The sequence below is a fragment of the Paenibacillus chondroitinus NBRC 15376 genome (assembly GCF_004000765.1).
In the GTDB taxonomy this organism is placed as follows: Bacteria; Bacillota; Bacilli; order Paenibacillales; family NBRC-103111; genus Paenibacillus_E; species Paenibacillus_E chondroitinus.
The window spans coordinates 55,419-73,465 of the sequence record NZ_BILW01000023.1 but is presented as its reverse complement, the minus strand read 5'-3'; the positions used below and the strand labels follow the sequence as shown (position 1 = coordinate 73,465).

20 protein-coding genes are annotated in these 18,047 nt (G+C 45.5%); 18 read left to right on the top strand and 2 right to left on the bottom strand.

From position 1 onward, the window contains the following. The first annotated feature begins 6 nt into the window (after positions 1–6). The 7 genes from PCH02S_RS22870 (at position 7) to PCH02S_RS22840 (ending at position 4,841) form a co-directional block, all read left to right on the top strand. Entirely contained in the window at positions 7–1,308 is a 1,302-nt protein-coding gene (locus PCH02S_RS22870; RefSeq protein WP_127456397.1) for a branched-chain amino acid ABC transporter permease, read from the top strand. Further along, positions 1,305–2,087, top strand: coding sequence for an ABC transporter ATP-binding protein (locus PCH02S_RS22865; RefSeq protein ID WP_127456395.1), 783 nt, complete (start codon positions 1,305–1,307; stop codon positions 2,085–2,087). The genes PCH02S_RS22870 and PCH02S_RS22865 overlap by 4 nt, the downstream gene beginning before the upstream one ends. Continuing rightward, positions 2,087–2,794, top strand: coding sequence for an ABC transporter ATP-binding protein (locus PCH02S_RS22860; RefSeq protein ID WP_127456436.1), 708 nt, complete (start codon positions 2,087–2,089; stop codon positions 2,792–2,794). The genes PCH02S_RS22865 and PCH02S_RS22860 overlap by 1 nt, the downstream gene beginning before the upstream one ends. Further along, positions 2,791–3,699, top strand: a complete 909-nt coding sequence (locus tag PCH02S_RS22855) for a DMT family transporter (protein WP_127456393.1) — start codon at positions 2,791–2,793, stop codon at positions 3,697–3,699. Before PCH02S_RS22860 ends, PCH02S_RS22855 begins: the two co-directional genes overlap by 4 nt. A gap of 59 nt (positions 3,700–3,758) precedes the next feature. After that, complete coding sequence (locus PCH02S_RS22850) at positions 3,759–3,917, top strand: DUF3934 domain-containing protein (RefSeq protein WP_127456391.1); 159 nt, start codon at positions 3,759–3,761, stop codon at positions 3,915–3,917. Between the two features lie 122 nt (positions 3,918–4,039). Next, positions 4,040–4,576 (top strand): RsfA family transcriptional regulator, encoded by a 537-nt coding sequence (locus tag PCH02S_RS22845; RefSeq protein WP_127456389.1) that lies wholly within the window; start codon positions 4,040–4,042, stop codon positions 4,574–4,576. A gap of 55 nt (positions 4,577–4,631) precedes the next feature. Then, positions 4,632–4,841, top strand: a complete 210-nt coding sequence (locus PCH02S_RS22840; protein ID WP_127456387.1) for an alpha/beta-type small acid-soluble spore protein — start codon at positions 4,632–4,634, stop codon at positions 4,839–4,841. Positions 4,842–4,965: 124 nt separating this feature from the next. Here PCH02S_RS22840 and PCH02S_RS22835 read toward each other — a convergent pair whose 3' ends face one another. Then, positions 4,966–6,591, bottom strand: coding sequence for a copper amine oxidase N-terminal domain-containing protein (locus tag PCH02S_RS22835; protein ID WP_127456385.1), 1,626 nt, complete (start codon positions 6,589–6,591; stop codon positions 4,966–4,968). A 161-nt stretch (positions 6,592–6,752) separates the two neighbouring features. On the opposite strand from PCH02S_RS22835, the gene PCH02S_RS22830 reads away from it, so the two are divergent. From PCH02S_RS22830 to PCH02S_RS22815, 4 genes are all read left to right on the top strand, one after another. Beyond that, positions 6,753–7,331: an RNA polymerase sigma factor gene (locus PCH02S_RS22830; protein WP_127456383.1), complete on the top strand. Its 579-nt coding sequence runs from the start codon at positions 6,753–6,755 to the stop codon at positions 7,329–7,331. Beyond that, positions 7,328–8,059: an anti-sigma factor gene (locus tag PCH02S_RS22825; RefSeq protein WP_127456381.1), complete on the top strand. Its 732-nt coding sequence runs from the start codon at positions 7,328–7,330 to the stop codon at positions 8,057–8,059. Before PCH02S_RS22830 ends, PCH02S_RS22825 begins: the two co-directional genes overlap by 4 nt. A 93-nt stretch (positions 8,060–8,152) precedes the next feature. After that, positions 8,153–8,875: a stalk domain-containing protein gene (locus PCH02S_RS22820; RefSeq protein WP_164819700.1), complete on the top strand. Its 723-nt coding sequence runs from the start codon at positions 8,153–8,155 to the stop codon at positions 8,873–8,875. 113 nt (positions 8,876–8,988) lie between these two features. Beyond that, complete coding sequence (locus PCH02S_RS22815) at positions 8,989–9,288, top strand: iron-sulfur cluster assembly accessory protein (RefSeq protein WP_127456377.1); 300 nt, start codon at positions 8,989–8,991, stop codon at positions 9,286–9,288. Between the two features lie 58 nt (positions 9,289–9,346). Here PCH02S_RS22815 and PCH02S_RS22810 read toward each other — a convergent pair whose 3' ends face one another. Continuing rightward, positions 9,347–10,060 (bottom strand): GntR family transcriptional regulator, encoded by a 714-nt coding sequence (locus PCH02S_RS22810; RefSeq protein ID WP_127456375.1) that lies wholly within the window; start codon positions 10,058–10,060, stop codon positions 9,347–9,349. A 315-nt stretch (positions 10,061–10,375) separates the two neighbouring features. Between PCH02S_RS22810 and PCH02S_RS22805 the strand changes: the two genes are divergently transcribed. The 7 genes from PCH02S_RS22805 to PCH02S_RS22775 all read left to right on the top strand — a co-directional run bounded on the left by PCH02S_RS22805 (position 10,376) and on the right by PCH02S_RS22775 (position 18,013). Then, positions 10,376–11,710 (top strand): hypothetical protein, encoded by a 1,335-nt coding sequence (locus PCH02S_RS22805; RefSeq protein WP_127456373.1) that lies wholly within the window; start codon positions 10,376–10,378, stop codon positions 11,708–11,710. A 66-nt stretch (positions 11,711–11,776) separates the two neighbouring features. After that, positions 11,777–12,889 (top strand): ABC transporter substrate-binding protein, encoded by a 1,113-nt coding sequence (locus PCH02S_RS22800; RefSeq protein WP_164819699.1) that lies wholly within the window; start codon positions 11,777–11,779, stop codon positions 12,887–12,889. Positions 12,890–12,976: 87 nt separating this feature from the next. Then, complete coding sequence (locus PCH02S_RS22795) at positions 12,977–14,623, top strand: ABC transporter permease (protein ID WP_127456369.1); 1,647 nt, start codon at positions 12,977–12,979, stop codon at positions 14,621–14,623. Between the two features lie 12 nt (positions 14,624–14,635). Further along, positions 14,636–15,739: an ABC transporter ATP-binding protein gene (locus PCH02S_RS22790; protein WP_127456368.1), complete on the top strand. Its 1,104-nt coding sequence runs from the start codon at positions 14,636–14,638 to the stop codon at positions 15,737–15,739. A 14-nt stretch (positions 15,740–15,753) separates the two neighbouring features. Beyond that, positions 15,754–16,698: a ComEC/Rec2 family competence protein gene (locus PCH02S_RS22785; RefSeq protein ID WP_127456366.1), complete on the top strand. Its 945-nt coding sequence runs from the start codon at positions 15,754–15,756 to the stop codon at positions 16,696–16,698. Positions 16,699–16,716: 18 nt separating this feature from the next. Further along, positions 16,717–17,160: a DMT family transporter gene (locus PCH02S_RS22780; protein ID WP_127456364.1), complete on the top strand. Its 444-nt coding sequence runs from the start codon at positions 16,717–16,719 to the stop codon at positions 17,158–17,160. A gap of 34 nt (positions 17,161–17,194) precedes the next feature. Then, positions 17,195–18,013 (top strand): inositol monophosphatase family protein, encoded by an 819-nt coding sequence (locus PCH02S_RS22775; RefSeq protein ID WP_127456362.1) that lies wholly within the window; start codon positions 17,195–17,197, stop codon positions 18,011–18,013. Positions 18,014–18,047: the final 34 nt, after the last annotated feature.

Below are 18,047 nucleotides of genomic sequence, written 5' to 3'. Positions count from 1 at the left end.
ACTCATATGGATAAAATAAAACAGGCATTCGCGCAGAACTCGAAAATGCAAGCTCTGATCCTTGTTCTTCTTGTCTTGGTTTCGGCGCTAAGCGTTTATACGATGGCTAAATCGGTCATCGCCTTTTTATTCTTGCTGGCATCCTTGCTTTTGCTGCACTACACCTCCTTCACGACGAAGATCAAATGGATCATTGGCGGTGTCCTGGTCATTCTTATTATTCCGTTTGCTTCATCGGGAGGCCCGGCCTACGAGTCTTATATGGAAGTTGCTACGCAAAGCGGCATTTATATCGCCATGGCGCTCGGACTGAATATTGTCGTTGGTTTTGCAGGTTTGCTGGATTTGGGTTTTGTCGCTTTTTTCGCGATTGGAGCTTATACATACGGCATCTTCTCTACCGCCCAAGCGAACAAGTTTTTGTCAGGGGATTTCTTTCCGCTTTCAGGCTCAACGTTTTGGCTGTTTATTTTTATTGGCGGATTTATAGCTGCGCTGTTCGGCGTCCTCCTCGGATTACCCGTACTTAGGGTAAAAGGCGATTATCTGGCGATTGTGACATTGGGCTTCGGTGAGATTGTTCGGATCATCTTCAATAACTTAGAGAAGCCGATTAATATTACGAACGGCGCAAAGGGCATCTCGTCGATTAAGCCGCCTGATCTCTTCGGACTGGAATTCACGCATCCTCATGAATTTTATTTCATTGTGATTGGGATATTGGCGTTCGTGATTTTCGGGGTAAAACGATTCGAGCATTCCCGCATAGGGCGTTCCTGGAAGGCCGTTCGAGAGAATGAAATTGCTGCCCAATCGATGGGCGTTCCGCTAATTCGCACGAAGTTGACAGCATTTGCTGTTGGAGCATCGTTCTCCGGCATGATGGGGGTCGTTTTTGCAGCCAAACAGACGTTTATCGATCCGTCCAGCTTCACCTTGCTTGAATCCATAACGATATTAGTCATGGTGGTATTAGGCGGAATGGGAAGTGTTCCCGGTGTCATACTTGGAGCTGGGCTTATTACGATTCTTAACTTGCAGGTGCTGACGGAATTTGCGAATTGGCTCAATCAATTGACGCTGCAAGGCGTCGTCCACATTCCTTTTGCTTTATCTCCAGCTAAGATGCAGCGCTTCATATTTGGGGCTATTCTGATTCTTTTCGCCGTATTTAGGCCCAATGGATTGATTTCCGTGAAAAATCGTAAAGTGAACGAAAGGCTGATTCAGGAACGGGTTTCATCAACATCGACGCCTTCAACGTCGGTGAATCCAATAGCCCCGCAAAGCGGAGGGATCGTCCAATGACCGTTTTAAGAGTTAAACAGGTAGTCAAACGTTTCGGCGGTCTTGTAGCCGTTAATGGTGTTCATTTTGATTTTCAAAAAGGGAAAATCTCCGCAGTTATCGGTCCCAACGGTGCCGGGAAGACGACTTTTTTTAATATGATTACCGGTATTTATATGCCTGATGAAGGTGAAATCGAATTGGAAGGCAAGTCGATTGTGAATGTCAAGCCTGATCGCATTACGGGAAGAGGCATTGCCCGTACGTTTCAGAACATACGTTTATTTGGCAATATGACGGTGATTGAAAATGTGATGGTCGGCATGCATATCCATTTGAAAGGTGGAATCGTCAGTACTTTACTGGGATTGGCGAAAATTCGGCTTGAGGAACAAAAGGCAATGGATGAAGCCTATCGGTTATTGCAGTATGTAGGTCTTGCCTCATCGCTTAATGAAAATGCGAACAGCCTTTCTTACGGAGCGCAAAGACGGCTTGAGATTGCGAGAGCGCTCGCCGCAAAACCTAAAGTGCTGTTGCTCGATGAACCCGCGGCGGGTATGAATCCGAGTGAAACCAAAGATTTGACGGCACTTATTCGTAGGATTCAACGGGAAATGGATCTTACGATTATATTGATTGAACACGATATGAAGCTAGTCATGGAATTATCCGATTACATCCTGGTATTGGATCACGGTGTGAAGATTGCGGAAGGATTTCCTCGGGAGGTTCGTTCAAACCCGCGTGTCATTGAAGCCTATTTAGGTAAAAGCGCCTTAGTAGAAGGGGTGAAATGATGAGCTTATTACAGCTTCAAGAGGTTCAGGCTTATTATGGAGGTATTCAGGCATTAAAAGGGATTTCTCTTCATGTTCATGAAGGAGAAATTGTTACCTTGATCGGGTGCAACGGAGCGGGAAAGTCCACGACACTGAAGTCCATTTGCGGTCAAGTGAAAACGAAAGGCTCCATCGTGTTTAACAAGCTAGACATTTCGAGTTGGCAGCCTCACCAAACGGCAATGGAAGGAATCGCGCATGTTCCGGAGGGCAGGCGCATATTCCCCAAGCTAACCGTCAAAGAGAATTTGGAGATGGGCGCATTTTCTGTGAAAGATAAAAAAGTGATGAAAGAGCGTATGGAGCAATCTTTTGATTATTTTCCGCGTTTGCGTGAACGCTTGAATCAAACGGGAGGCACCATGAGTGGCGGCGAACAACAAATGTTAGCCATCGCCCGCGCGCTTATGATGAGGCCCAAGCTGCTGCTGCTTGACGAACCATCGATGGGGTTGGCCCCGGTTATCGTGGATCAAATCTTTGACATTATCCGCGAATTGAACCGAATTGGGATGACGATTCTACTTGTGGAGCAGAATGCCTATCAAGCTCTGCAAATTGCGAATCGCGGTTATGTCATACAGACGGGAGAAATTATTTTGGAGGATGACGCCAAAACATTGCTTGTCAATGATCAAGTAAAAGAAGCCTATTTAGCGGGATGAGTTCATTTCTGCCGATGTTATATGGCATCATGGCGTCATTCTTTTTCTCATTTTCCTTCATCATGAACCGATCCATGGAGTTATCTGGAGGCTATTGGGTATGGAGTGCTACACTTCGTTATCTATTCATGCTCCCTTTGCTCTTGTTAATAGTAGGGCTCAGGGGGAATCTACAGGTTCTTCTTTATGAAATAAGAAAGCAATTATGGGTGTGGATGGGGTGGAGTTTTGTCGGATTCGGGCTATTTTATGTGCCGCTTTGCTTTTCCGCCGCCTATACACCTGGCTGGTTGCTTGCAGCCACTTGGCAAATAACCATTATTGCAGGTTCATTGCTTGCTCCATTATTCAAGGAAAAACTCCCTGTACAGGGTTTGCTTATTTCACTTCTTATTATAATTGGTGTAATCGTTGTCCAGGCGGAGCATAGCGATCAACTCTCCGTGAAAGAGGATCTTGTAGGTACGCTGCCGGTGTTACTGGCAGCTTTTGCATATCCGCTGGGCAATCGGAAGATGATGGAGGTTTGCAAAGAGCGGTTAGATACGTATCAGCGCGTGCTAGGCATGACAATAGCCAGTCTTCCCCTATGGATCGTACTCTCGCTTTATGCTGGTGTTAAAGCAGGCGCACCTACCGTAGGGCAAATCGGGCAGTCCGCTCTTGTGGCTGTGTGCTCAGGCGTGATTGCCACGGTTCTTTTTTTCACAGCAACGGAGCGGGTGAAACGCTCATCTCAGCAACTGGCTGCCGTAGAAGCTACGCAAGCCGGTGAAATTATTTTTACCATATTCGGTGAAATGTTATTTCTTGGTGCGGCATTTCCGACGATGCTCTCTTGGACGGGGATGTGCTGCGTGATTTTCGGCGTGATTTTCCATAGCTTACTACCAAAGAATAGATGATTAATTCCATTTTCATGATACAATAGCTTTCTATCAGATGAATGGAACGGAGTGATTACATGAGCAAAGGCAAAGGAACAGGCAGAGGAACGGACAAAAAAGGCTGGAATAGATGGCAAGCTAGTGCCAATCGAGCAAAAAGCGCCCCGAAACCGTACAAAAGCAAAGGGGTTAAAAAAGAAAGTGACAATCAAGTAAGTACCAGCAGTAAAGAATAGATTGCAAACTAGTTAAAAGAGACCTACATATACGATATGTGGGTCTTTTATGCATGTCCATTGAATAAAAATAATATTACAGGTAACAATTTCTAATAACATAGTAAAGAAGGTGAACTAGAATGAAAGATAAAAGACGAGAAGATGCTTGGACAGATAATCATGATGTAACGTTAGCTCAAACGGTAATTAGCCATATTAAAAATGGGAGTACGCAGCTTGCTGCATTTGAAGACTCAGCGAGTAAACTGAATCGCACGGCGGCCGCCTGTGGGTTTCGGTGGAATAAAGAATTGAGACATCAATATGAAACCGAAATCAATGACGCTAAATTTTTCAGGATGAAACGCAAACAACAAAAAAGAGACATCCATGCAGCAAATCCTGTCATGCCAACATTGGATGATGAACCGATTATGCCGAAATATGAGGATGCCTTTAGGCAAATCATTAAGATCGCGAAGGATCAAGCACAAAAATTTGAGCAGTTGATGCACGAGAATTCGAAGCTCAAGCTTGAAATAGATGAATTGAGAAGCCAGAAGGAAAACGTAAACATCGTCAGAAGCAATGAAGATGTGGCCACAGAGGATCTTCAAACCTTCCTCAAAATCATGAACAGAGCAAGAAATTTAACTTCTTTGAATTTGAATGTATAAGTCTTCCTTTCACTCCGCATGATAAGATTACACCACGAGAAGGAGTGATTTAGTTATGGCAAACAGTAACACATTAGTTGTTCCAGAGGCAAAAGCGGCTCTAAATCAATTGAAATATGAAGTTGCTCAAGAGTTAGGGATTGCGTTGCAACCCAATGGGTACAATGGCAATCTGGCTACGCGCGATGCGGGCTCAATTGGAGGTACTATCACCAAACGTTTGGTACAAATAGCAGAGCAGCAATTGCAAGGCTTCAGACGCTAATCATTACCTAATAGCTAGAGCTAAAAAGACTACAATCACTCTTCCTCCTTGGGTGAATGCAGTCTTTTTTATGTTGGGAGGCGCCATTCAAAAAAGGAGAGAGCTGGCCGCTCCCTCCTTTTCCTTATTCGTGCATATGAGAACCCATCTCCATACCCGGCTCCATGGCCATAGCTTTGATTAAAGTAATGGACCCATCAGCTTCGTTCCATTTCACATCCCAGCCTAGCAATTCAGTGATGAAACGTAACGGGACTTGTGTGCGTCCATCTTTGAGAACAACAGGAGCTCCGATCTCTTTTTTCATCCCATTCACTTCCATGTCATCTTTACCGACCCAGAACGTTAAAGTATCATTCCCGGCCTTCACCCAAGCCGTTTGGCTGGCTTGATCCCAGGTCACATTCGCACCAATGCCTTCTGCTAAGAAGCGGAGGGGGACATAAGTGTTGCCTTCCCACATGAAAGGTGCGGTGTCCATCATCGTCGATTTGTCATCAATCATGATGTTGCTGCTTCCTATTTTCAGCCAAATTTTCATGGTGGAAGTCATGTCAGGTGTTTTAGGATCATGGAATTTCTCTTGGAATTGTGCAACAATACCTGATGCCAAGTAATCGCCAGTATGCGACATGTGGGCATAAGCTTCGCGAGCACTGGCATAAGTTTGGGGATAATCTTTATTCACATAGCTATCAAACGCTTTAACCAATTGGGCAACATGAGGCTTCAAGGCGCCTGCAATATCGGCTGTTTTAAAATTATTTGGATTGGCTGCTTCTAAAAAAGCTCCGAAATCCGTTCCGTATTGGTTTAGTTTATCCAAGGTTTCTTTGCGCTTGCTCTCATCTTTCGCAGCTGTTGCTTTCACATAATCGACAAAGAATCCGATATGCGTGTTCCATAGTCCTTTGAATGCTTTGCCAGCGCCTTCCCCATAGACAGAGGTGATTGCTGCTGTTAAGTCGTCACTATTCGCCAGTAAAGCGCCTGCTGCAGCATCGAAATCCGGGGCTCCGCTTATTCCCTTTTGCATAGCCAGTACAGCCAAGCCACCATGTTCGCTTAACAGAGCATCCAGCCCGGAACGCAGATCGACAGAAGCGACGGATGCACCTTGATTGGTGAATTTATCGGGATATTGCTTTACAATGGCATCAGCCAGCACGTGGCCGAAATGAATCATATGTGTGTAAGCTTCACGATCGGCTTTGTAGGCGCCGGCATAATCTTTGTTTACATAGTCATCGAAAGCTTCAATCAGTTGACTAACGTGGGATTTCAGTCCGTCAGCCACATCAGCTGCTTTCAGGTTAGGGTTGGCACTTTCTAAGAAAGCGCCAAAGTCGGTCCCGTATCTCTCTAATTTATCGAGTGCGGCTTTACGTCCTGCCTCATCTTTCTTCGCAGTCGACGTTACGTAGTCAACAAAGAAGCCGATGTGTGTATTCCACAGTCCCTTGAAAGATTTCGCTGCATCAGCGCCATAAACAGAACCAATAGCTGCCGATAAATCATCGCCGTTGTCGAGTAAAGCGGCGGATACATCGTTGAAATCGGCAGCACCGTCAATGCCCTTTTGCATCGCAATGACTGCCAATTCGGCATGTTCGCCCAGCAGACTTTCGAGTGTGATGCGCAGGTCGGACGCCCCGCTTTTAATCGAATACGTATGTGCGCTTGCTACGGCTGGAAAAATAAGTGTAATTCCAAGTGCAGCGGTAACGAATGTTTTCATCATGGGTTTCATAGTGATCGCTCCTCAAAATGGTTTTTGTGTTCTCTCGGATAATAGAACGTGGCATGTTGAGATCTGGATCACATGGATCACAATTATTTTTATCTATCATCCATTACAAAAGAATTTGCGAAGTATATACTAGGAAGGAGACTTTGGAGAGGAGATCCTTCATGAATGGTACGCGTACCGATCAAGAGCTTATGATGCTAATCGTCAATAAAGATGCCGATGCGCTTAAATTTCTATATGACAAGTATGAGAAGCCCATATATGCATTTGCTTATCGAATCGTACAAGACGCGATGATGGCAGAAGAAGTTGTGCAGGAACTATTCCTGCGAATATGGAAAGCTGCTGAACGCTACGATGCAGCTCATGGAAAATTAACGAGTTGGATGTTCGCGTTGACTCGAAATATTGCCATCGATCTACTGCGTAAGAAGCAAAATCGCACGATTGTGCAAACAATGGAAGCCGAACAGTTGAATCAAATACCGGATAGTGGCAAGAGCACGGAAGAAGTCGCCCTGGAGGGGTGGAGAGGTCGAGAAATACGTGAGGCTTTACATGAACTAAATCCGGATCAGAAGCAAGTTGTTGATCTTATTTATTATCAGGGTTACACACAGCAAGAAGTGTCTGATCAGCAGGCAATCCCGCTTGGAACGGTGAAAAGCAGGGTAAGGCTGGCTTTAAAGCAATTAAGAGGACGTCTTGCAGGTGTGGGGAAGGAGGAAGTTCAAAGATGAATAAGCCAATGAATGGTTGCGAGAATCTCGAAATGTATGCGGTTGGAGGATTAGATCCGGAAGAACGGGCGGAGTTCGAACGCCATCTCAAAGAATGCTCGGCCTGTGCAGAGGAACTAGTTGAGCTTATTGCACTTGTGGATCTTCTACCGATGGCATCGGAGCCTGTCCCCGTACCTGAAGGAATGAAAGCTCGTGTACTTGAACATGTTCTGGGAGAGAATAACCTTCAATCCAGCACGGTCAAAGCAACACGAATCCGTCCATGGCTGGTTGGAGGGTTGTCGGCAGCTGTACTTCTCCTTGGTGTATATAGCTACACGTTAAAGCAACATGTCAATGATTTGCAGTCGAAAATAACACTGCTGAATCGTCCCGCAGAAGCTGTTCAGGTGAATAATGTTGTGGAACTGAGCAGCACGGCCAAAGAAATCGTGGCGAAAGGACTTGCGACCATCGTGATTGATGCCAAGGGCACACATCTGCTCGTCCAAGCGGAACAACTGCCTGAACTTAAAAATAACGAGGCTTATCAAGTGTGGTTGATCAAGGGAAAAGAAACGCCGGTTAACGCAGGCACATTTCTGACGCATAACGGTACAGGTGGTTTATACTACACGTTTGACCCCAATAGCTATGATACCATCGCCATTACGCTGGAGCCTGACGCTCACGGTGATAAACCAAGAGGAACGCCTGTTTTGGCGGCGGCTTTGTTGAAGAGTTGATAATAAGAAGTTATTTTTTTAGCCGAAAGTAATCCGAATCCTCCTTTGTTTCGTTACTCATAAGAGTGGATGAACACACAAAGGAGGATTTTTATGTTGAGAAAAAGTTGGCTGCTGGTTTGTCTATGTGTCGCAATGTGGATGATGGGAGCCGTTTCTGTATCTGCTGAGGAGCATCAGCAAATTAAATCGGATATGAAGTTGGAGTTAAATGGAAAGCCGCTGCAACTAGATGAGTCGTACCTGATCGATAATTCCCTATTTGTTCCGTATCGCTGGTTCGCCGAGGGGATCGGTGCCGAGGTGAGCTATGAAGCATCGTCTCAGAAAGTAACTGTCCAAAAAAACGGGTTGACGGTTCAATTAACCATCGGATCCTCAGAAGCGCTTGTTGGTGGCAGCATTCATAAGATGGTGGGGCCTGCCCAACTAATAAATAACTCGACGTTTGTTCATTCCCGCTTTCTTTCTGAAGTGTTTGGTATCAAGGTTCAATACGATGAAGCGACGAGGACTGTTCATTTGGTCAGTAATATTGAGCAAAGTTCAGAAAAACCGGCTTCTAAAACCTACTATGTAACGATTGAGGGATTCCAATTCAAGGGCGGGAATATCACAGTGGAGGCAGGTTCGACCATTGTTTTTACGAATAAAGATAAAGTTAAGCATAATGCCGCAGCGGAAAATGGAAGTTTCAAAACTCCGTTTCTCGCAACAGGTGAATCGGGGAGTATAACACTTACCGAGCCAGGGGATTACGCGTATTACTGCGAATTGCACAAAAATGCGATGCAGGGGACGATTACTGTCAAATAAGTCGTGAGCGACTGGGGGACCCCCCCTTTTTTTGTGTTTACTTGGAATATTTTATGGGCGATTGGGTGAAGTTAGGAAGGCGAAACTAATCTTGATTCAAGGAGACAGCCGCGATGAAATGCAAAATAAACCGCAATGCAGCTAAAATTTTAAAGGATATGTTGAGTCAAGAAGGTGCAGAGGGGAAGATGGTCCGAGTCATTATTACACAGAATCATGGGGATCATGGCCATTATGACGTTATCTTGGATGATGCAACTGAAAATGATGAAATCGTAGAAACCGATAAAGGGATTCCTGTGTTGCTGGATAAAAGAGAGAGCCTGTTAGACGGCGTTTGGATTCAATATTTTCATGTTCCGGAAGAAGGTTTTTTTATTACGAATCCTTCTACAGGATTTCTTGAGAAGTAATGAAATGACGTATATTCTTGTCGCAAAAGAGGGACAGGAACATACGTCTTTTTCGTTTCTATTCACGTTTAATAAAAAATTTAAAAACGCTATTCTTCAAATAGTCCAGCGAATAGAAGACGGGGCGATCCTCTTCATCGAAATGCAGCTGTTTTAATAATAAAATTTCATTGCCGAGCACGTTCACTGCATTCTGATCCATTTCTTCGGAGCTGCTTAACGCGCAAATTTCGGTGATGGCGTAAGCGATGTTGATGCCCATTCTGCTCTTTAAGAAATCAAAGATAGCTCCGGAAAATTCCCCCTCAAAATGACCTGCGACCAAGCTCTGCGGGAAAATATTATAATAAAATGCCACTTTCTTGCCATTTGCTGTTCGCGAACGCTCCAAAATGACAACCTTTTCCTCATCATCGATTTGCAGTTGTTTTCTCCAATCTTCCTCAGGCTCTCTTGTGTAGATCTTGATGTCTAATTCGCTTTCGATATACCCCTCATTTTTGATCATTTGACCCACGCTTTGCAGCTTGCTAAGGGGATTGATAATGAAATCCGGACGATTGTTGACGTAGGTCCCGACACCGTTTTTACTTATGAGCACCTTCTCCCGCTGAAGCATCTTGAGCGCTTCCCGGAGTGTAGGGCGGCTTACCTCGTATTTCTTGGCGAGCTCCGGCTCAGACGGAAGCTTGTCTCCCGGCTTAAGCTCGCCTTCGTTGATGCTTCGTTCAATCTCTTCTTTGACTCTGAGATAAAGCAGCTTTTTCTCCAAATTTCAGCGATTCCTCTCTATAGGTTGATGATGGTATGTTCAACGTTTACATAAAATTCAAAGCTGTCTGACAACAATAGTGTATCACATTTTTTGAAATTTGAAAGACTAGTTAAGCCATATTATTAGCAAAATCAAGCCATTTATCTACACAATTACTTAACATTGGATTGATTGACACAAACGAGATATCTTACCTATAATTTTAGATGTCAGACAGCATGATACGCATCGGGGAAGGAAGGAGGACTTGCTAATCATAGGGTGACAGGATGTTGAATGAAAATAATTTGATTTCACGGAGGGGCATTTTAAATGAGGAAAAAAATGTTAGGTCTAATGTCGATTTTAACTTTGGCGGTTCCTTTCTTCACTAGTGCGAGCACCACTCATGCTGCAAGTTACTCAGAGCTGGCTGCCTACTGGGCACCTCAGATTTACCAGGATGTGAATGCTGATCTTGATGTAAGGGCAGATTTTATTACCAATTTCAACTATGACGGCGATTATTTGGCTCGGAATAACTGGGATAATCTCTCCAATTACAATGAGAATGCGTATGTCTACTATAAAGTGTCCGAAACGACAACGCATTACTTTATCGAATACGACTTGTTCCATGCAAGAGATGATGCTTACACTAGACCGCTTGATGCCCACGAAAATGACCTTGAAGGCCTATTCCTAGTCATCAAGAAGGATGGATCCAATTATGGTTCGTTCCAGCTGATGGAAACCATGGCACATAATCAATGGTACGATTACACGAATGATCCTAACATTACCTCTGGTTCTGATAACGTTGACGGTGGCGTTCTCTTCAACGGAAGTCATCCCATGGTGTTTTGTCAGGCGAATGGACAGAGTCCTAGCGGTGGGCATGGCGTCAAAGCTTACGACGGATCAAGCGCACCAGGCGGAGATGGTATTGTCTACGATTACACGGGTGTAGCGCAGTTTCCGACGAATACATCAGGCAGCTATACGAACCATTACGGCTATGCCTTAATCGAGTGGGGAGATCTTTGGAGCCGCCGGAATGACCCTAACATTTTCGCTTCTTGGGGGACCTTTGCAGGAGATAACAATACGGCTAATTCAGCGAATGCCCCATGGGGATGGGACGATAGCGATGATGGCCCAGCATTACAGGGGATGAACTGGTCTGATCCGGCTCATCAAGTCGATGTGCACCTGAATGGTCTCGGTAATTTCTCGCATACCTATGTGTTTAATCCTTACTACTCTCATAAAATAGTTCTCCAGAATACGCAAAGTCTTGAAGATCGCGATCCGTTCGGCGGTAAAAGCGATATCTACATTAAAGCTTATGTCAACGGCCAAGGACAGACGGATGCCAGGTTCTGGAAGAAAAATGATGCACCTAAAAATCAAGTGTACAATATAGCTTTTGGTGCTAACGACGCTGAATTCGGAGCTAACTTCTCAGAAAACTACAACACCGTCTATGTTGCGAAACCATCAAATACCAATGTTGAAATCCATGTCTATGATTCAGACGGAACTTCCGGTGATGACGATATGGGATATGTATCAGCGATTGTAGCGCCAGGAACTACCAAATCTTGGACAGATGCACTGACAAGTAATGGACAAGCCAAGGTTACAGCTACGGTAACTGCGCAATAGGGTTATTGCAGGAGTAAGTCGATTCAAACCAAATATACGAAAGAGAACACATCTAGGAGGATGGAAATGTTTCTGAAACCGAAAGCACGTACTGTAAGTTTGTTATTAGCAGCTTCTTTCATGCTAACCACTGTTTTATCAGGGTGTGGAGCTGGTGGCAGCAAGACAGCCAGTTCACCAACATCAACGCCAGCCAGCACGGCGAGCAGTGAGCCAGCGAAAGAGACGAAAGCACCGGAGTCGAAGAAACTGGTTGTCTACGCAGCATTAAATGAAGATGATATCGTACAAATTCAAAAGAAGTTCAAAGAAGATACGGGCATTGAGATTGAATACTTGCGTTTAAGCGGTGCTGGTGAAGCGAGTACGCGCATTCAAGCTGAAAAGGCTGCGCCTAAAGCAGATATCTTTGTAGGAGGTTCGGTCGAATTCTACGAGCCGCTTGCTCAGCAGGGTTTGCTTGAGAAGTACACATCTCCTAATGCTAAGGATATCGAAGCTCGTTTTAACGATCCGAAGGGCTACTGGCAAGGTTGGTACATGGGCGTTCTCGGTATCGTTCTGAACAAAGACAGATTCCAAAAAGAGCTTGCGCCAAAAGGTGTGAAAGAGCCGGCGACATGGGACGATCTGCTCGATCCTAACTATAAAGGCCTATTCCTTACGTCCAATCCGGCGACAGCGGGCGGCGGTTATATCTTCGTGGCTGACCAGTTGTTCCGTTTGGGAGAAGAAAAAGGCTGGGACTATTTGAAAAAGCTAAATGCAAATGTTCATCATTATACACCAGCAGCAGGGGACGGGATTACGCTTACTGCGACTGGCGAGTTTGTAGCTGGTATGTCATGGGCGCATGATATCGTTAAATCAGCTCAAAAGGGTTACCCGATTAAAGTTATCGTTCCTGAGCAAACGGCTTTTGAAATCGGCGGTGTTGGTGTAGTTAAGGGTGGAGCGAATACAGAGAATGCGAAGAAATTCGTGGACTGGTTGTTAACCAAACCGGTTGGGGAAATGAATACGAAGATGTCTAATCGTTATTCTGTAAGAAAAGATGTAGCGCCACCAGACGGTATGATCAAGATTGAGGATGTCAAATTGGTCAACTATGACAGAGATAAAGCTGCTCAGATGAAAGCAGATGTTGTGAAGAAATTTACTGAAATGACAGGCAAATAATGTTGTAAAGGAAAAGCTTGTACACCTCCTCCTGCGGCCAATCGGCGGGAGGAGGTGCATGCTTATAACCGAAAGGTGTGGAAAGATTTGATTTCATCTACTGTCAAAGATACCTGGTCGGAAATAAAGAGGTTGCGGAATGAACCTGCCCTAGCGTTGGGGGTGGCAGCGATCATTCTGATCACATGTTTTTTTGTCATTTGGCCCATTCTGAAGGTGCTAAGCTTCACTCGCCCGGAGGATTATTTTAAACTTTTTACGTTCTCCAGATGGTATCATGCAGCTCTAAACAGTTTATTCATGACAGCTATCTCAACCGTTTCATGTACGGTCATTGCGTTTATTTTTGCCTACACGATCACAAGGCTGAAAGTTCCTTTCAAAGGACTCTTTAAATTTATAACGATTTTGCCGATTGTTTCACCTCCATTCATTGTTGCTTTATCCTACATCCTGCTCTTCGGCAGGCAGGGAATTATTTCAAAATATGTGCTGCACGTTAATATAGATATCTACGGCTGGCATGGGCTTTGGCTAGTTCAAACGATGACTTTTTTTCCATATGCTTATGCGGTTATTCACGGTGTGCTCAAGTCTACTTCCACCAATTTGGAGTATGCCGCATATAATCTTGGAGCCTCTCATTGGCAAGTTTTCAAACAAGTTTTTCTTCCTCTGTGCAGGCCGGGTATTGCAGGCGGAGCCTTAATTACAGCCATGAATGTTCTGGCTGACTTTGGGAATCCCATGATCATAGCCGGGAACTTTACGGTTCTTCCAACAGAGGCTTATATGCAAATGTCGGGGATGTTCGATTTAAATTCGGCTGCTGTGCTCTCAACCGCGCTGCTGGTTCCCGCAGTTGGTCTCTTTATTTGGAACAGGGCATGGGTAGGAAAACGTTCCTACATCACCGTGACAGGTAAAGAATCTTCACTGGAACATTTTCCACTGCCTTTTGCGGTGAAATGGGGGCTATTCGCTTTCTGCATGCTCGTCACGGTCATCGTTCTTTCGGTCTATGGGGTTCTGTTTTATGGAGCTTTCACCAAGACTTGGGGATTTGACTGGTCCTTCACGCTGCAAAATCTCCTTTATGTGGAGGCCAAAGGACGAGAAATTTTCAACAGCTTGAAATTTGCTTTGTTTGCATCGTTAGCGGCCGGATTCTTTGCCCTGCCATTAGCTTATATTGTGCAAAGGAAGCGTATTGGCATCAACCGACTGCTTGATTTCTTGACGATATTGCCGGGAGCTGTGCCGGGCGTATTCTTAGGGCTTGGTTTTGCAATGGCCTTTAATGAGAAACCGCTGATGATTTCGGGAACGTCTCTCATTATGGTTCTTGCCCTCATGTTCTGGAATTTACCGACCTGCTATAGCGCCAGTCTGGCGGGTCTTCAGCAGATCAGCGGAGCGCTGGAAGAAGCTTCACTTAATCTCGGCGCAAGCAGTTTCGCTACCTTCAGGAAAATTGTGCTTCCTTTGTTGAAAGGACCGTTTATCTCGGGGATTGTCGTGTCTTTTCTGCGATCCGTTACCTGTTTGAGCGTTATTATTTTCATTTATTCGGCGAAAACTTCCGTAGGTACGGTGTCCATTCTTGGATTAGTGCAGAACGGGGCTTGGGGAAGCGCATCGGCCTTTACGGTTGTGCTGATTTCCATCGCTTTCACAGTGCTGTTGGCAGCACAGTTTTTCTTGAAGAAGCAGGGCAGATCGATAGAACTATAAGTGGAGGAAACCATGAACACGGAGAAACCGATGATCCAAATCGTCAATGTTTCAAAAAAGTTCGGAGACTTCGACGCCATCAGTCAAGTGTCTCTTGATATTCCCGCAGGCAGTTTCACAACACTCCTAGGGCCAAGCGGTTGCGGCAAAACGACGTTGATGCGGCTGATTGCCGGATTCCACGAACCGGATGCCGGTAACATTTTTATAGAAGGTAAAAATATGAATGAGCTGCCTGTATATAAACGGAATACACCGCTTGTGTTTCAGGAGTATGCCTTATTCCCTCATATGACCGTCTTTGAGAATATTGCTTACGGTTTAAAGCTGCAGAGGCCGACTAGGCAAGAAGTGAAGGACAAAGTCGATGCCATGCTCAGCATGTTCGGGCTTCAAGGGCTGCATGACAGGATCCCTAGAGCGCTAAGCGGAGGACAACAGCAGCGCGTTGCTTTTGCGAGGGCACTCGTTATGGGGCAGAAAGTGCTGTTAATGGATGAACCGCTCAGCAATTTGGATGCCAAAATGAGAGTTGAAGTCAGAGATGAATTAAGAGAGCTGCAGCAACGATTGGGCATTACCGCTATCTTTGTTACGCATGATCAAGATGAAGCGTTATCGATTTCGGATCGAATCGCTGTGTTTAACAAGGGGCGTATCGGGCAGGTGGGGACACCTTGGGATATTTACTTTAAACCGGAAAGCAAGTTTGTTGCCGATTTTGTTGGTACGGCTAATTTTATAGAGGGCGAAGTAGCGGCTGAAGAAGGCGAGGATTTGATTGTAAAATGCGGAACCACCGTATTTCGCGTTTATCGAAGCGATTACCGCTTTCGGATAGGTGACCGGGTGACGGTTGTCATCCGACCGGAATGCATCTCCTTCGTCGATAAGACGACGGAAGGTCACAATGTTTGGAGCGGCGTCATTCAGAGAAGCAGCTTCCTGGGGCGCATGATCCGTTATTGGATCAATGACGCTCCGCTGCAATGGATTGTCGATGACTCAAGTCCTAGCATGCGAGGGTATTTGGAGGGAACGGTGCATCTGGCGTTGGATAAGCATCACATTCATTTGCTGCCATTTGAGAAGGATACAACGACAAACGAACGATAAAGGGGGAAATTCTTATGTTGAATACGAAAGTTCAATTCCTGAATGTCGGGTGGGGGGATGCTCATCTGATCAGGCTGCCTTCCGGCGGTGTTTGCTTAATTGACGGAGGGGACGGTACGTTCTCCGAAGAGCAAGATCATCCCTTGTCCTGGATGAACCGCAATGACGTTGATCAGCTGGAGTGGATGCTGCTTACACATATTCATGAAGACCATGTCAACGGGCTTCTGGATGTAGCAAGAGCCAAGTCGGTCGTCCAAGCCGTTTTGCCGTATGAGCCCTTTGTGCTGCCACCGGTGGAGCTGGTCGAAGAGCTAAGGGACGATTTTACTAATCGAGTATACCGCATGCTGGCCACTTATCTGGAATTGATTCAGGTTTTAATTGAACAGGGGACAGAGATTAAATGGCGCAGCGCGTATGGATCAAGCGATCAGTCGACCATTTGGTCGGAGGGAGGCATCACCTTAACCCAATTATATCCCTGGGAAGGAGATCCACTTCCAGCCTACGAGATGCTCTTGAAAGCTCTCTCAGATGATGAAGCTGAGGACAATGGGTTTAAAGAGAATTTACCGCGTTTTTTTGATTTATCTAATCATGATAGCTCCGTTTATCGACTTAGCAGCGAAGGAGAGTCGCAGTCGAGCGTTTTATTCGGAGGGGATCAATTAGAACCGGGATGGGAACGGCTGGCACAGCGGACAGATCTTACGTGCAGCATTTGGAAAGTTTCCCATCATGGGATGGATGACGGCTTTAATGCCCGCATTCTCGCATGGATTCAGCCTGAACACTGCATCATTCCTGTCAGTATCGGACGCTCACATGTGCTGAAGGGAGAATGGGAAGAGCTCCGCTCTGAGACGGATGCCGCTTTTTATTTGACAGGGAGTTACGACAGAGGGAAGACTTGCCGGATTGTTAATGGATCATTGCCCATTGAGATTGGCTTTTAATTAAAAGGAGATAAGCGAATGTTAGTCAACAAGATCAGCTTCATACTTGCTTTTTCTGCTGGATTATTGGGCGTTACCCAAGGAATGATGAATGCGCACATCGGGAAAGTGCAGGGACAATACGGAATGATTATCGGTGTTTCCGCCATCCAAATCGTGTTTGCTACCTTTTTATTATGGCGTATGAAATCTCCTGCTCCGCTGCAGCTTCATGTGATTCCGTGGATTGTGATAGCTGGTGTTTTGGGTGTAGGCATCATGTTCAGCACTTCCTATGCCACAGGGAAAATCGGCACCCTTCCCGTATTTATTCTGATCATTGCCGGGCAAATGGTTGCCTCATCGATGATTGATCATTTCGGGCTTATGGGTTTGCCGAAAAATCCGATTACTTTAGCGAAATTCGGAAGTATTTTACTTATTATGACAGGTATTCTTTGCTTCATTAAGTCATCCAGATAAATCAAACAGAGAAAGCTTAGGAGAAGGAGCGCATATGAACGAGGAACAAGCTTATGAGAATGCAATTATGCAAGATGCAATCAGTTATGTGAAAGAAGCGGGCGATTTGATTATGGAACTCATGAAGATGCCGCTGCACATTCAGGAAAAGAAGAATCAAGCCGATCTGGTGACGGCAGTTGATGTGCAAAGTGAGCAATTGCTGCGCAGTCGGATTAACCATGCTTATCCGGATCATTGGATCCTATCGGAGGAAACAGATGGGGGCAGGGAGGATTCCCACCATACGTTAAAGCAGTCGCCAACAGGCTACGGATGGATTATCGACCCTGTTGACGGCACGATTAACTTTATTCACAACATCGCGCATTTTGCGATCTCGGTTGGAATTGTGAAAGACGGCATTCCGATTGGCGGAGTCGTTTATAATCCTGTAACCAATGAGCTCTACTCGGGTCAAAAGCAGGGCGGGGCTTTTCTCAATGGCCGCAGGCTTCAGGTCGGGCAGGAGCAGGACATCAGCCAAGCTTTGCTGGCAACGGGATTCCGCGCTTTGGACTGGAAGCCAAATTCTGTGGTCGTGGAACAAATCGGAAGAATGACAGGCAAAGCCCGGAGCGTGCGCATCATGGGGGCGGCCAGTCTTGATTTATGCTTGGTTGCGTCAGGGCGATTGACGGGATTTTGGCATGATGGACTATATCCTTGGGATGTCGCCGCCGGAATGGTTATTCTGCAGGAAGCGGGTGGTCTGTTAACCGATGCGGCAGGAAAAACATTTGTCCTAAGCGATGATAGTTTGGTTGCCTCCAATGCGGCCGTCCATGAGGAACTAATGTCTCTATTAAAATGATCTTTTGTCATCCTCTCGTGCCCCGTGGTATGAT

What these genes read in the sequence shown, in the direction of transcription:
- PCH02S_RS22870 (WP_127456397.1), top strand. Translation starts at nt 7, where the DNA reads ATGGATAAAATAAAACAGGCATTCGCGCAGAACTCGAAAATGCAAGCT.
- PCH02S_RS22865 (WP_127456395.1), top strand. Translation starts at nt 1,305, where the DNA reads ATGACCGTTTTAAGAGTTAAACAGGTAGTCAAACGTTTCGGCGGTCTT.
- PCH02S_RS22860 (WP_127456436.1), top strand. Translation starts at nt 2,087, where the DNA reads ATGAGCTTATTACAGCTTCAAGAGGTTCAGGCTTATTATGGAGGTATT.
- PCH02S_RS22855 (WP_127456393.1), top strand. Translation starts at nt 2,791, where the DNA reads ATGAGTTCATTTCTGCCGATGTTATATGGCATCATGGCGTCATTCTTT.
- PCH02S_RS22850 (WP_127456391.1), top strand. Translation starts at nt 3,759, where the DNA reads ATGAGCAAAGGCAAAGGAACAGGCAGAGGAACGGACAAAAAAGGCTGG.
- PCH02S_RS22845 (WP_127456389.1), top strand. Translation starts at nt 4,040, where the DNA reads ATGAAAGATAAAAGACGAGAAGATGCTTGGACAGATAATCATGATGTA.
- PCH02S_RS22840 (WP_127456387.1), top strand. Translation starts at nt 4,632, where the DNA reads ATGGCAAACAGTAACACATTAGTTGTTCCAGAGGCAAAAGCGGCTCTA.
- PCH02S_RS22835 (WP_127456385.1), bottom strand. Translation starts at nt 6,591, where the DNA reads ATGAAACCCATGATGAAAACATTCGTTACCGCTGCACTTGGAATTACA.
- PCH02S_RS22830 (WP_127456383.1), top strand. Translation starts at nt 6,753, where the DNA reads ATGAATGGTACGCGTACCGATCAAGAGCTTATGATGCTAATCGTCAAT.
- PCH02S_RS22825 (WP_127456381.1), top strand. Translation starts at nt 7,328, where the DNA reads ATGAATAAGCCAATGAATGGTTGCGAGAATCTCGAAATGTATGCGGTT.
- PCH02S_RS22820 (WP_164819700.1), top strand. Translation starts at nt 8,153, where the DNA reads ATGTTGAGAAAAAGTTGGCTGCTGGTTTGTCTATGTGTCGCAATGTGG.
- PCH02S_RS22815 (WP_127456377.1), top strand. Translation starts at nt 8,989, where the DNA reads ATGAAATGCAAAATAAACCGCAATGCAGCTAAAATTTTAAAGGATATG.
- PCH02S_RS22805 (WP_127456373.1), top strand. Translation starts at nt 10,376, where the DNA reads ATGAGGAAAAAAATGTTAGGTCTAATGTCGATTTTAACTTTGGCGGTT.
- PCH02S_RS22800 (WP_164819699.1), top strand. Translation starts at nt 11,777, where the DNA reads ATGTTTCTGAAACCGAAAGCACGTACTGTAAGTTTGTTATTAGCAGCT.
- PCH02S_RS22790 (WP_127456368.1), top strand. Translation starts at nt 14,636, where the DNA reads ATGAACACGGAGAAACCGATGATCCAAATCGTCAATGTTTCAAAAAAG.
- PCH02S_RS22785 (WP_127456366.1), top strand. Translation starts at nt 15,754, where the DNA reads ATGTTGAATACGAAAGTTCAATTCCTGAATGTCGGGTGGGGGGATGCT.
- PCH02S_RS22780 (WP_127456364.1), top strand. Translation starts at nt 16,717, where the DNA reads ATGTTAGTCAACAAGATCAGCTTCATACTTGCTTTTTCTGCTGGATTA.
- PCH02S_RS22775 (WP_127456362.1), top strand. Translation starts at nt 17,195, where the DNA reads ATGAACGAGGAACAAGCTTATGAGAATGCAATTATGCAAGATGCAATC.